At 68.3% G+C, this 12,963-nt stretch carries 11 protein-coding genes; 4 read left to right on the forward strand and 7 right to left on the reverse strand.

Annotated features, from left to right (window positions below; all coding sequences use genetic code 11):
* Positions 1–170: 170 nt before the first annotated feature.
* From AC0KUR_RS02185 to AC0KUR_RS02205, 5 genes are all read right to left on the reverse strand, one after another.
* Positions 171–1,187, reverse strand: a complete 1,017-nt coding sequence (locus AC0KUR_RS02185; RefSeq protein WP_034185682.1) for an NADP-dependent oxidoreductase — start codon at positions 1,185–1,187, stop codon at positions 171–173.
* 37 nt (positions 1,188–1,224) lie between these two features.
* The gene (locus tag AC0KUR_RS02190) at positions 1,225–2,013 is read right to left on the reverse strand and encodes an SDR family oxidoreductase (protein WP_034185681.1); all 789 of its coding nucleotides are present in this window, start codon (positions 2,011–2,013) and stop codon (positions 1,225–1,227) included.
* 435 nt (positions 2,014–2,448) lie between these two features.
* Complete coding sequence (locus tag AC0KUR_RS02195) at positions 2,449–3,039, reverse strand: phosphatase PAP2 family protein (protein ID WP_049028189.1); 591 nt, start codon at positions 3,037–3,039, stop codon at positions 2,449–2,451.
* Between the two features lie 81 nt (positions 3,040–3,120).
* A complete protein-coding gene (locus AC0KUR_RS02200) occupies positions 3,121–4,437 on the reverse strand; it encodes an Nramp family divalent metal transporter (RefSeq protein ID WP_175900455.1) in 1,317 nt (438 codons plus the stop codon).
* A complete protein-coding gene (locus AC0KUR_RS02205) occupies positions 4,386–5,450 on the reverse strand; it encodes a helix-turn-helix domain-containing protein (RefSeq protein ID WP_301741938.1) in 1,065 nt (354 codons plus the stop codon). The genes AC0KUR_RS02200 and AC0KUR_RS02205 overlap by 52 nt, the downstream gene beginning before the upstream one ends.
* A gap of 458 nt (positions 5,451–5,908) precedes the next feature.
* On the opposite strand from AC0KUR_RS02205, the gene AC0KUR_RS02210 reads away from it, so the two are divergent.
* Positions 5,909–6,832, forward strand: coding sequence for a LysR family transcriptional regulator (locus AC0KUR_RS02210; protein ID WP_034185677.1), 924 nt, complete (start codon positions 5,909–5,911; stop codon positions 6,830–6,832).
* Positions 6,833–6,913: 81 nt separating this feature from the next.
* Positions 6,914–7,315: an OsmC family protein gene (locus AC0KUR_RS02215; protein ID WP_049028162.1), complete on the forward strand. Its 402-nt coding sequence runs from the start codon at positions 6,914–6,916 to the stop codon at positions 7,313–7,315.
* Between the two features lie 104 nt (positions 7,316–7,419).
* On the opposite strand, the gene AC0KUR_RS02220 is transcribed toward AC0KUR_RS02215, so the two are convergent.
* A complete protein-coding gene (locus AC0KUR_RS02220) occupies positions 7,420–8,301 on the reverse strand; it encodes a Dyp-type peroxidase (RefSeq protein ID WP_049028163.1) in 882 nt (293 codons plus the stop codon).
* A 489-nt stretch (positions 8,302–8,790) separates the two neighbouring features.
* On the opposite strand from AC0KUR_RS02220, the gene AC0KUR_RS02225 reads away from it, so the two are divergent.
* Both AC0KUR_RS02225 and AC0KUR_RS02230 read left to right on the forward strand, forming a co-directional pair.
* The gene (locus AC0KUR_RS02225) at positions 8,791–10,653 is read left to right on the forward strand and encodes an ABC transporter ATP-binding protein (RefSeq protein ID WP_473375281.1); all 1,863 of its coding nucleotides are present in this window, start codon (positions 8,791–8,793) and stop codon (positions 10,651–10,653) included.
* A gap of 209 nt (positions 10,654–10,862) precedes the next feature.
* Entirely contained in the window at positions 10,863–11,576 is a 714-nt protein-coding gene (locus AC0KUR_RS02230; protein ID WP_034185673.1) for a riboflavin synthase, read from the forward strand.
* 125 nt (positions 11,577–11,701) lie between these two features.
* On the opposite strand, the gene AC0KUR_RS02235 is transcribed toward AC0KUR_RS02230, so the two are convergent.
* Positions 11,702–12,943, reverse strand: a complete 1,242-nt coding sequence (locus AC0KUR_RS02235; RefSeq protein ID WP_473375282.1) for a voltage-gated chloride channel family protein — start codon at positions 12,941–12,943, stop codon at positions 11,702–11,704.
* Positions 12,944–12,963 lie beyond the last annotated feature (20 nt).

A 12,963-nucleotide genomic window follows, 5' to 3' on the forward strand; every position in this document is an offset into this window, starting at 1 on the left:
CAAAAAAAGGCGGCGTGACGCGTCGGTCACGCCGCCTGTCTGCTGGCAATCACTTTAGGGAGAGCGGCCGGGACAAGATATGGGACAAGTCCTAAAATGCGGCCCGGTTAATCGAACTCACTGTAGTCGGCACCGGTCGCCGGCAACCGGCGACCCGCCTCTCCGCCTCGTCACGCATCCGGATCGACGCGCAGCACGAGCTTGCCGCGATGGTCGCCGTCGAACAGGCGATTGAGCACGTCAGGCGCATTCTCGAGACCATCCGCCACGGTTTCCTCGGCCTTGAGCCGGCCGTCGCGCAGCCAGCCGGCAAGCGTCTGCACGGCTTCGCGGCTCTTGCGGTAGTCCAGGATCAGGAAGCCGCGCATCGTCAACCGCTTCGAGATCAGCACGCCGACGTCGTCGGCCGCGCGGCCGCTGTTGTAGTTCGAGATCACGCCGCACAGCGCGACGCGCCCGCCGATCACCATTCGCGACAGCACCGCGCGCATCACCTCGCCGCCGACGTTCTCGAAGTTCACGTGCACGCCGTCCGGCGTCGCCGCCTTCAGTTGCTGACGGAAATCGTCGGCCTTGTAGTCGACGGCCGCGTCGAAGCCGAGCGTCTCGGTCAGATAGCGGCACTTGTCCGCGCCGCCCGCGATGCCGACCACGCGCGCGCCGTGGATCTTGCCGATCTGCCCGGCGATCGAGCCGACCGATCCGGCCGCCGCCGACACGACGAGCGTCTCGCCCGGCTGCACCGGCGCGATGTCGGTCAGCCCGTAGTACGCGGTCAGCCCGCTCATCCCGCACGCGCCGAGCAGCGTCGGCAGCGGCAGGCCCGACTGCGCGGGCAGCTTCACGAGCTGCGCGGCCTGGTCGGCCGGCACGACCGCATAGTCCTGCCAGCCGACGAGCCCCTGCACGAGATCGCCGGGCGCGAACCCCGCATGACGCGACGCGACCACGCGCCCGATGCCGAGCGCGCGCATCACCTCGCCGATCGCGACAGGCGGCAGGTACTGCGGCACGTCGCTCATCCACACGCGGTTGGTCGGGTCCATCGACAGGTACAGCACGCGCACGAGCACCTCGCCGTCCGCGAGCGCCGGCACCGGCGTCTCGACGAGCGAAAAATGTTCGCGGCCGACGCGCCCCTCGGGGCGCGTCTTCAGCAGCAGTTGGCGGTTCACGGGTGTCGACACGATGTTCTCCTCCAGTCGTTGTGGTTCGGGATGCGCGTCAGACCGCGCACATGCCGCCGTCGATCACGAGTTCGGCGGCCGTCACGAAGCGGCTCTCGTCGGAGGCGAGATACACCGCCGCGTGCGCGACGTCGTCCGGCTCGCCGAGCCGGCGCAGCGGAATGCCGCGCGCGAGCTTGCGCGTCGCGTCGCGTTCGCCGAGCGACTGGAACAGCGGCTCGACGATCCCCGTGCGGATGAACGCCGGGTGAATGGAATTGCAGCGCACGTCGATTTCGCGGCGCGCGCAGTCGATCGCGACCGACTTCGTCAGCGACGCGACCGCCGCCTTCGACGCGTTGTACGCGGTGAAATCCGGTTCGACCTTGAACGCGGCGACCGACGAGATGTTGATGATCGACGCGGGATGGCTCTCGGCCAGATACGACAGCGCATGCTTGCAGCCGAGCACGATGCTCTCGACGTTGATCGCCATCACGCGCCGCCATTCGTCCAGCTCGATCTGCGCGGGCGAACCGATCGAGCCGACGCCCGCGTTGTTGACGAGCACCGACAACCCGCCCATCGCATCGACCGCCTGCGCCAGCAGCGCCTGCCAGCGCGCTTCGTCGCGCACGTCCTGCGTCGCGGCGAACGCAACCGGCGTGGCGTGGCCCGCGTTGAGTTCCTGCGCGAACGCATCGAGCACCGCCGCCTCGGCGATGTCGGTCACGAACACGCGCGCGCCCTGCTCGACCATCCGGCGCGCGATCGCGCGGCCGAGGCCGCCAGCGGCGCCGGTAATGTATGCGCACTTGCCTGCGAGGCGCGATGAAACGGCTGTCATGTGACGGGCTCCTGTCGTGGTTCGTCGTCGCGGAACGCTGCCGCGACGGGTTTTTCCGTGCCTATCCCGGCCGACACGGGCCGGTCGACCATGCGCGGTCGTGACGACGCACCGCACGGTTTCCGCGAGTATATCGAGATGATCGTGACGCGCACCGGTCAGTCCGGCGGCCGGCCCCGGATGAACGTCAGCCAGCGTACGCGAATGCCGCCAATCGATGAAATGAATATTCGTTATACCCGGTCATAGGCACTGTTCATGACCTTCGCGCCCCTGCGCGAACGCGCGAGCCGATACGGACGATCCGGCGGGCCGGCCGATGCGCCGATTCGGGGAATGGCAAGGGTGACGTTCCGCGACGCGGGACGCGCAATGGCGCTCGGGACAATCGATCGGGGAACCGCCGGACGAACGCCGGCGGGAAACGGCCAGCCGTCAGAATCCGTCGCCCGACGGCGCGCGCACGAACGCGCAGAGCTGCGGCGAATGCATGTCGATCATCTGCTGGAACGGCGCGCGATGCCCGTACGCGATGCCCGACACGAGCAGCAGGCAAACCGCCGCGATACGCGGCGAGAACGCGCGCTGCCGCGCGCCGTCGTAGCCGCGCAGGAACACCAGCGCGACCAGCGCGCCGAGCAGCCAGCCGACGACGACTTCAGGCAGCGTGTGCGAGTGGTCGAACACACGCGCGACGGCCGTGATCGCGCCGACGGCCAGCCCGGCCGCGATGCCGGGCGCCTTGCCGGGCCGGAACGCCTGCCACAGCATCGACAACGCGACCGTCCACACGGACGTCGACAGCATCGTATGGCCGCTGATCACGCGGAAATCGAATTGCGGCAGCTCGATGCCGCACCCGGCATACAGGATCTTCGTCGCGCCGACGACGCCCATGCCGGCGGCGAGCAGCATGCCCCAGCGGGCGGCGAGGCGCCAGTCGGCCATCGCCAGCCAGGCCGCGCAGGTCAGCGCGATCGGCAAGGTCAGCGCGGCGTCGCCGATGTTGCTGATTTCACTCCACATAACGGACTTCGGACAACGATGGAAAGGCCGCAGTTTACCGCATGCGCGCCGCGCGGCTGTGTCAGCCTGTGACAGGCTGTATCAGCCCGCGACACCGGTAATCAACAACAGGTTCGTGCCGGTGATGACGACGAACAGCGCCCACGCGGCGACCTGCATCCCGCGGCCGATCGTGTGCTCGCCCATCGTGTTGCGGTCGCTGACCGAGCGGATCAGCGGCCACATCGCGAACGGCAGCTGCAGGCTCAGCAGCACCTGGCTCCACACGAGCAGTTGCCCGACCGACCCGTCGCCGAGCCACAGCACGCCGATCAGCGCCGGCACGAGCGCGAGCCCGCGCGTGATCAGCCGGCGCTGGTAGCACGGGATCTTCGTATGCAGGAAGCCGTCCATGATCACCTGGCCGGCGATCGTGCCGGTCAGCGTCGAGCTTTGCCCCGACGCGAGCAGCGCGATGCCGAACAGCAACGCGGCCGCGCCGCCCGCGATCGGCGTAATCAGCTTGTAGGCCTGCTCGATGTCGGTCACGTTGTGCAGGCCGGTCGCGTGGAACGCCGCACCGGCGACGATCAGGATCGCCGCATTGACGAGCATCGCGACGAACAGCGACACGCAGGTATCGATGCGCACGAGCGCGAGCGTGTCGCGAATCATGCCGCGCGCGCCGCCGACGACATGCCGCGTCTGCACGACCGACGAATGCAGGTACAGGTTGTGCGGCATGATCGTCGCGCCGACGATGCCGAGCGCGAGCACGATCGCGTCCTTGCGGTCATGGCCCGGATCGCCCGGCACGAGCCCGCCGACCACCGCATGCCAGTCGGGCGGCGTGATCGCGACCTGCGCGACGAAGCAGAACGCCATCGTCGCGATCAGCCCGAGCACGATCGCCTCGATCTGCCGGAAGCCCTTGCCCTGCAGGCCGAGCACGATCACCGTGTCGAGCGCGGTCAGCACGACGCCCCACGCGAGCGGCACGCCGAGCAGCAGCTTGAACGCCAGCGCGCAGCCGAGCACTTCCGCGATGTCGCACGCGATGATCGATATTTCGGCGGTGATCCACTGCACGATGCGGCCGAACCGGCCGTAGCGTTCGTAGCTGGCCTGCGCGAGATCCTTGCCCGCGACGAGGCCGAGCCGCGCCGCGAGCATCTGCAGGAAGATCGCCGCGAGGCTCGAGAACGCGACGACCCACAGCAGCGAATAGCCGAACTGCGAGCCGGCCTGGATGTCGGTCGCCCAGTTGCCGGGATCCATGTAGCCGATCGCGACGAGCAGGCCGGGGCCGAAAAAGCGCTTGAGCTTCTGCCAGCGCGGCGCGCCGGCGTCGATCGTGATGCTGCCCTTTACTTCCGACGGGCAGAAAGGGGCGGTGGCGGTAGTGGGGAGGAAGGGCATGGAAACCGGGAATCGAGATCGCGACAGGGCGATTTTACGGGTATCCGTCCCGTTTTCTCGTGCGCGTCGATACACGCGTCCCAACTCGCCCCGTCGCCGGCGCGGTACGCGGCGCCGGAACCCTCGTCCGCCTCGGTCGACATGGTGCCGCGATTCAGCAGCCGGTCCCGCTCGGCGACGCGAAATTCGGTCGGCGAGATCAGCAGGCGTTGCCGAAACAGCTTCGCGAGCCGCTCGCCGCTGCCGAACCCGGTGCGCCGCGCGACCTTGTCGGCCGGCAGCGTCGTGTGGATCAGCATGTGGCACGCACGCTCGAGCCGCACGTGCTGAACGAACTCGGTCGGCGTCACGCCGATCTCCTTCTTGAAGCGCCGCAGGAAATTGCGCTCGCTCATCGCGGCGACCCGCGCGGCGTTCGCGATCGACACGCGGTTCACGCTCTGCGCGCGCAGCCGCTGCGCCGACATCCGGATCGGCGGGCTCGCGCTCAGTTCGCGAAACGCCCACATCGACTGCGCGTAGCGCTGCTCGACCGGCCGCATCATGTTGCTGGCGATCTCCTGCGCGGCGCTGTCGCCGAGGTCGACGCGGAACATGTCGAGCGCGGCGGCGAACACGTCGGTCTCGCCGGCCTGCAACTCGACCGTCGTCGCGCCACGACGCGCCCCCCGGCCCGGCCGCACGTCGATCGACGCCGACGGCCGCCGCGTGGCCGCGAGCGCGGGCAGGTCCATCGCATCGACGATCCAGCGCGCATGCCGTCGAATGTCGGTCAGGCGCCGCTGCAACGCGTCGTCCCAGTTGACGGCCGCGCGCTCGCCGTGAAGATGAAAGAACGCGAGTGCGCGACGGCCATGCTCGTCACCAAGCGGCTCGGCCGCGATTCTCACGCCGGACGACGACTGCAACAGTCCCCCGCTTTCGGATACGTACTTCAGTTGGTAATCCGCACTGTACGCATGCAGGCGATTCGCCAGGTTGAAGGCCTCGCCAAGACGCGCGGCCTGGGCCAACGAAAACCCCGTACTCAAATAGATAACGACCCACCGCTGATCTGCTGCATTCACTGGCCAAGCCCCCGACTTGTTCGACTTCTTCTAATACCGTCGAACTGTCAGGCTTATATTTGGTTTGAATGCGTGCGACAGGACGGCTATCCCGAAATATGAAGCGACGGCATCTTAGCCGAACGGGTAGCGCCTTTGGCACGAAATGGCCGACGTGGACAGCATGATGGCGGATTACTACAGGCTCTCACGTATTGCCGGTATGCCCATGCAGAATCACGCAAGCGAGGCACGCATCGTGGCCTGCCGCACTGCGGGCGAAGCCGCACGCGCGTACCGGTCCGAACGGCATCGATACGCATCGAACGTGTTCGATCGGCACGCACGTCACGCACCACACGCGGCGCATCCGTTGCCTGCGCATCCCTTAGAATCGATCCACCGTTCACCCCCCACCGCGCGCCGTGCCTGCCGATCATCGCCTCGACCTGAACCTGTTTCGCGTGCTCGACGCCGTGTACGTATACGGCGGCATCGGCGCGGCCGCCCGCGCGCTGCATCTCACGCAGCCGGCCGTCACGCACGCGCTCAACCGGCTGCGCGCGCATTTCGACGATCCGCTGTTCGTGCGCCAGGGCAATCGCGTCGTGCCGACCGAACGCACGCGCGCGATCATCGCGGACGTGCAGCTGCATCTGAAGGGCCTGCAACGCACCGTGCGCGATCCGTCGGCCTTCGATCCCGCGACGCTCGACCTGAGCATCGCCGTCGGCATTCGAGACGTGCTGGAATCCATTGCGTTGCCGCGGATCGTCGCGGCATTCGCCGACGAAGCGCCGGGCCTGCGACTCGTGAGCCGCCGTGTCGCGGTGGCCGACATCGAGCGCGAACTCGCGTCGGGCAATACCGACCTCGTCGTCGATCGTCGCGTGCAGACGGGCCCGCGCATCGCCACCGAACACCTGCTCGACGATTCGCTCGTCGTCGCGCTGCGCCGCGATCATCCGCTGGCGGGCGACCCGCTGCGGCGCAGCGACTATTTCGCGGCCCGACATATCGCGGTGTCGTCGCTCGGCGAACCGCAATCGCTCGACGTGCTGCTCGGCAACGACGGGCGCTTCCGCGATATCCGCCTCACCTGCCAGCACTATTTCGCCGCGTGCCAGATCGCCGCGACGGGCGACCTGCTGGTCACGCTGCCGCATACGTATGCACTGCGGATGGCCGCACTGCTGCCGATCGTCGTGCGGCCGCTGCCGTTGCGGCTCAAGCCGTTTCCGCTGCTCGCGTACTGGCATGAATCGCGCGACACCGATCGCGCGCACCAGTGGGTACGCGAACGCATCGCCGCACTCGTGCGCAGCAGCGCCGGCGCCGCCAACGCATAGCCCAGGCCGGGACGGTATGCTGACGGCTGCGCGCCGTCACGCGGCGCCCGCCTTTTACTTCCCGCTTACCGGAGACTTGCCATGTCGCTCATCCATGCCGCCGCCGTGCTCGACGCGGACGCACCCGACTACGTCGTCCAGCTGCAGGCCGGCACGCACGCGCTGACCGGCGACGAAGCGCCGCGCGAAGGCGGCCAGGATCGCGGGCCGGCGCCGTACGAGTTCGTCCTGGCCGGTCTCGCGCAATGCACGGCCGCGACGCTGCGCATGTACATGCAGCGCAAGACGTGGCCGGCCGTGCGCATCGCCGTGCGCACCGAGCTGCATGCCGATCGCGAAGGCGTGCAGTACGTGCGGCGCGTCGTGACGCTCGACGGCCCGCTCGACGACGCGCAACGCCAGCGTCTCGCGGAAATCTGCGAGAAGACGCCGGTGACGCAGTTCATCAAGCGCGGCACGCGGATCGAAACGACGTTGAACTGATGCACGCGGCGAGCGACACGCGACACGCGATCGCCGCCCGACATGCAAAACGGGCGGGCCGCGCATGATGCGCGACCCGCCCGTTCATCGATACCGCCGCGCGCTTACAGTCCGAGCGCGGACAGGTCCAGCTTGCCGCCCTTCATCGGCGGACACCAGAAATACGCGCCCGTCAGCGGCCGCGTGAAGCGGAACAGGCCGTCGACGATCCCGTCGTCCGCGCCGCTCATCCGCCGCATCTGCACGTCGAACGCGCGGAACGAGCAGCCGAACGCGACGAAGTAGAGGCCCGCGCGACGCGCGTCCGACCACGGCGAAGAACGGCGCAGCATGAACGCCTCGGGCTCGAAGCTTTCCTGCGCGGTGCGCTTCACGTGCGCGAACTCGGGTGCGTCGTCGAGCTCCTCGTTGTCCGAGCGGCGGCGCCCGACGATGTTGTCCATGTCGCCCGACGGAATGCGCTCCATCTGGTCGAAGTCGTGCAGCCATTGCTGCACCGCGACGAAGCTCGCACCGTCGAGCCCCGCCCCCTGCCCCGTGACGATCGCCGCGGCCACCGCGTCGTCGCCTTCCGGGTTCTCGGTGCCGTCCTCGTAACCGGACAGGTCGCGGTCGTTCGAATAGCGGAAACCGTCGACGGCATCCTGCAGCGCAAATGCCGGCGCGAGCGCGCGCTCGATCGCCCGCGCACGCAGCACGATCTCGCCGCGGTCGTCGGCGCGCAGCCAGACCCATACGTCGGCCGGCGTGGCCGGCAGCGTGCGATCCTTCACGGCGAACGCAGGAAAGTCGGTCAGGCCCGGCACCGGACGCCCGAGGTGAGCGGCCAGCGACTGTCCGAAACCGACGACCGTGTCGCGTCCGTCGACGATCTCGCGCAGCGCGGCCAGTGCCGCCGCCACGTTGCCGTCATTCGAAATCGTGAAAGTGAGGTACCGGGCTGCCGTGTCGATCGGAGCCAGGATGCCTTGCTGAACGTCGCTCATCGTTTCCTCAGGAGTGTATCGGGGGTGAATCTGCAAGGGTCGCACCATCGTGCGCCGTGGACGCCGAAGTGTAATCGATGCCCCTGCCGGCCCCTGCGCTGCCGCGCCGCGAGACGCCCGCGAAAGCAGGGCCGAAACCCTGAATACTAACCGTATCGACGCCGCAACGCCGCATTCGTCAGACGTTGCAGCGCGCCGTACACTGCTGATAGAATCTTTTCACGTCTTTTCGGCGTCCTTTCAACGTTCACTTCAGAGGAGGTGCAGATGTTCCGAATGCCAGCCACCTTCTCGAACGTGGTCCCACGGCGCAGCTGATCCAGCCCGCCGTCCGCGCCGGCTCCCGAGTTTTCCGCTAACCCGTCCGCCGCGCTTTTCCCGACAGCCCGTTTTTCGCTCCGCCCGCGTTTTCCGCGCGGCCCGGCTGTTGCGTTTTCGACGTTCTCCGAACCGGAAAGTCCCGTCGCGCGATGCGCCGGGCAACGATAAATGACCAGAAAAACCTCCCATCTGGGCGGCCACGCATTCCGGGCCGTCTTCGGCTTCACCCTTCGTTACTGGCGCAAGCAGCCGGCACGCACCGCCACGGTCGCGGGCCTCGCGCTGTTCGCCGCGCTCGCGGACGTCCTCACGCCGCTGTTCGCCGGCCGCCTCGTCGACGCACTGTCGACCGGCCTCACCGACCGTGCCGCCGCGTGGCATTCGGCCCTCGCCGCGTTCGGCATGCTCGCGGCGCTCGGCATCGGCGCGACGGTGCTGCGCCAGGGCGTGTACCTGAACATCATCACGCTCACGCTGAAGATGATGAGCGAGATCGCCGCCGCGTCGTTCCATCGCGTGCAGCGCTTCTCGACCGACTGGCACGCGAACAGCTTCGCGGGCTCGACCGTACGCAAGATCACGCGCGGCATCTGGGCGCTCGACCTGCTGAACGACACGGTGCTGATCGCGCTGCTGCCGTCGGTCACGATGCTGGTCGGCGCCACCGTGCTGCTCGGTACGCACTGGCCCGTGATGGGGCTCGTCGTTGGCGCGGGCTCGTTGCTGTACATCTCGGTGACGGTCGCGGTGTCGCTCGGCATCGTCGCGCCGGCCGCGCGGCTCGGCAACCTGTGGGATACGCGCATGGGCGGCGCCCTCGCCGACGCCGTCAGCTGCAACGCCGTGGTCAAGGCCTTCGGCGCGGAAACGCGCGAGGAAGCGCGGCTCGCGCGCGTGATCGGCAAGTGGCGGCAGCGCACGCGCCGCACGTGGGTGCGCGGCACGTTCAACGGCGGGCTGCAGGGCGCGATGCTCGTCGCGATGCAGGCCGCGATGATCGGCGTCGCGCTGCGGCTGTGGGCGAACGACGAGGCGAGCGTCGGCGACATCGCGTTCGCGCTGACGATGTTCTTCATGCTGCAGGGCTACCTGCGCGACGTCGGCATGCACATCCGCAACCTGCAGCGCTCGGTGAACGACATGGAAGAGCTCGTCGCGCTCGAACGCCAGCCGCTCGGCATCGACGACCGCCCCGACGCGCCGGCCATCCGGATCGGACAAGGCGAGATCCGCTTCGAGCACGTGACGTTCCGCTACGGCAACCATCCGGTGCCGCTGTACGACGACTTCTCGATGCGCATCGCTCCGGGCGAGCGCGTGGGCCTCGTCGGCCACTCGGGGTCGGGCAAGACGACGTTCATCAAGCTGATCCAGCGGCTGTACGACGTGTCGGGCGGCCGCATCACGATCGACGGCCAGGACATCGCGCGCGTGCGGCAGGATTCGCTGCGCAGCCAGATCGCGATCGTGCAGCAGGAGCCCGTGCTGTTCCACCGCACGCTCGCGGAGAACATCGCCTACGCGCGCCCCGACGCGAGCCGCGCCGACATCGAGCGCGCCGCGCGTCTCGCCAGCGCGCACGACTTCATCACCGCGCTGCCGGACGGCTATGACACGCTCGTCGGCGAACGCGGGATCAAGCTGTCGGGCGGCGAACGCCAGCGCGTCGCGATCGCGCGCGCGTTCCTCGCCGACGCGCCGATCCTGATCCTCGACGAAGCGACGTCGAGCCTCGACAGCGAAAGCGAGCTGCTGATCCAGCAGGCGATGGAGCGGCTGATGGTCGGCCGCACGACGCTCGTGGTCGCGCACCGGCTGTCGACGGTGCGCGCGCTCGACCGGCTGCTGGTGCTCGATCGCGGCAAGGTGATCGAGGAAGGCAACCACGACGCGCTGATCCGCATCGACGGCGGCATCTACCGCCGGCTGTTCGAGCGGCAGGCGCTGGAACTCGCGAAGGGGCTCGCCGATGCGCCGCGGCGCATGGCGAACGACGCCGCCGGGCCGCTGGGGGAGCCGGCGGAAGCCTGACGCAAGCCCGCCGCGCTCCGGCCCGGTGATGCCGGCGGGACTGCCGGGCCGGGGCGCCCCACGAGATCCGGTTCGAGGCCGTGCCGTGTGCACGGCCTTTTTCATGTCCCCGAATATCGCGGGGCCTCCCCCGGATAGCGCGCGGCGGCACCGCCTCTTGCGGGATCACTTATCATGTCGGCCAGGAAATTAGCGACGAGGGATCGACGATGTTTACAGGAATTGTCCAGGGCGTTGGCGTCATCAAGGCCACCAAGGATCACGGGGAGCTGAGAACGTTCAGCATCGAATTCCCCGAGCGGTTCACCGACGACATCGAAATCGGGGCCAGCGTCTCGGTCGACGGCGTCTGCCTGACGGTGACGACCATCCATTCGCCGACGCTGGTCGACTTCGACGTGATGCTGCCGAGCCTGAAAATCACGACGCTGGCCGATCTCGCGACCGGCTCGCGGATCAACGTCGAACGGGCCGCGAAGGACGGCGCGGAAATCGGCGGGCATCCGCTGTCGGGCCATGTCGACTTCCCGGGCACCATCCTGCACATCGCGACGTCCGAACACAACCGGATGATCCGCATCGGCGTGCCCGCCGAGTTCAAGCGTTATGTGTTCGCGAAGGGCTATATCGCGATCAACGGCTGCAGCCTCACGGTCTCGGACGTGAACCGCGACGAAGGCTGGTTCGATATCTGGCTGATTCCCGAAACGCGCCGCGCGACGACCTTCGATGCGAAGGGCGTCAACGACAAGGTCAACATCGAGATCGAGCGCAGCACGCAGGTGGTCGTCGATACGATCCGCGAAGCGGTCAAGGAAACGCTCGGCGAACTCAACGGCGTCGTCACCGCGCTGCTGGCGGAAAAAGGCATCGACATCGAGGAACTGCTCGCGCGCAACGTCGCGCGGCTGCCGAAGCAGTAAAGCCGCGTGCCCGGTGATCCGCCGGATCACCGGAACCCGGTTTTCGTCGAATAACACCTCGATCCGGGGTTCCGGTTCGTCAAACGGCACGCTCGAACGGCTTCGACCGCAGCCGCTTGCGCGCCTCACTCCGCCCCGGCCTGTGTCCCCTTGCCCACCGCCACGCGCTGCGCGCGATAAATCCCCGCGTGCCCCGAAAACAGGTACGCGACGACACACGCGACGATCGCATACACGCCGATGTCCGCGCCAAACAGTTCGATCGCCATGATCGTCGACGCGATCGGCGTGTTGGCCGCGCCCGCGAACACCGCGACGAACCCGAGCCCCGCGAGTACCGGCACCGGCAGCGCCAGCACCTGGCCGAGCGCGTTGCCGAGCGTCGCGCCGATATAGAACAGCGGCGTCACTTCGCCGCCCTTGAATCCCGACGCGAGCGTGACGACCGTGAACGCGAACTTGCCCGCGAAATCGTAGAGCGGCAGCGGGCCGTGAAATGCCGCTTCGATCGTCGGGATGCCGAGGCCGAGGTACTGCGGCACGTTCAGCACGGTGGCCGCCACCGCGACCAGCAGGCCGCCGAGCACCGGCTGCAGCGGCGCCTGGCGGACGACGCGGCGGAACCACGCGGTCAGCGCATGCGTCGCGAACGCGAACAGCCGCCCGACGACGCCGAACGCGACGCCCGCGACGATCGTCACGACCAGCCCCGTCGCCGACACGGCCGGCACGAACGGAATCGCATAGGCCGTGTGATGCACGCCCCACGCGCGGCACACGACGTCCGCGACGATCGCCGACGCGACGCAGGTCAGCAGCGCGTCGTACCGCACGCGCCCGATCGCGAGCACCTCGAGCCCGAACACGGCACCCGCGAGCGGCGTGCCGAACACCGACGCGAAACCGGCCGCGATGCCGCCCATCAGCAGCACGCGGCGATGCTCGCGATCGAGCCTGAACACGTGCGTGATGCGATCGGCCAGCGCGCCGCCCATCTGCACGGCCGTGCCCTCGCGGCCGGCCGAGCCGCCGAACAGATGCGTGACGACGGTCGCGACGAGCACGAGCGGCGCCATCCGCTTCGGCACGAGCGCCTTAGGATCGTGGATCTCGTCGATCAGCAGGTTGTTGCCGCGCGCGACCGACTGGCCGAAACGGTGATAGGTCCAGCCAGTGGCGAAACCGGCGGCCGGCAGCCCCCACAGCAGCCACGGATGCGCGACGCGCGTGCCGGTCGCCCAGTCGAGCGCGATCAGGAACAACGCGGAAGCCGTGCCCGCGAGCGCGCCGAGCAGCGCCGAGAGCGCGAGCCAGCGGCATACGTAGCGCACGGTCGCGAGAAGATCGGAAGAAGTCGTGAAAAACATGATTTCCAGATTCGACGGAA

The sequence above is a fragment of the Burkholderia sp. YHN3-13 genome, assembly GCF_055810675.1.

Coding starts and splice junctions, on each gene's coding strand:
- AC0KUR_RS02190 (WP_034185681.1), bottom strand. CDS start 2,013: ATGACAGCCGTTTCATCGCGCCTCGCAGGCAAGTGCGCATACATTACC.
- AC0KUR_RS02195 (WP_049028189.1), bottom strand. CDS start 3,039: ATGTGGAGTGAAATCAGCAACATCGGCGACGCCGCGCTGACCTTGCCG.
- AC0KUR_RS02200 (WP_175900455.1), bottom strand. CDS start 4,437: ATGCCCTTCCTCCCCACTACCGCCACCGCCCCTTTCTGCCCGTCGGAA.
- AC0KUR_RS02215 (WP_049028162.1), top strand. CDS start 6,914: ATGTCGCTCATCCATGCCGCCGCCGTGCTCGACGCGGACGCACCCGAC.
- AC0KUR_RS02220 (WP_049028163.1), bottom strand. CDS start 8,301: ATGAGCGACGTTCAGCAAGGCATCCTGGCTCCGATCGACACGGCAGCC.
- AC0KUR_RS02225 (WP_473375281.1), top strand. CDS start 8,791: ATGACCAGAAAAACCTCCCATCTGGGCGGCCACGCATTCCGGGCCGTC.
- AC0KUR_RS02230 (WP_034185673.1), top strand. CDS start 10,863: ATGTTTACAGGAATTGTCCAGGGCGTTGGCGTCATCAAGGCCACCAAG.
- AC0KUR_RS02235 (WP_473375282.1), bottom strand. CDS start 12,943: ATGTTTTTCACGACTTCTTCCGATCTTCTCGCGACCGTGCGCTACGTA.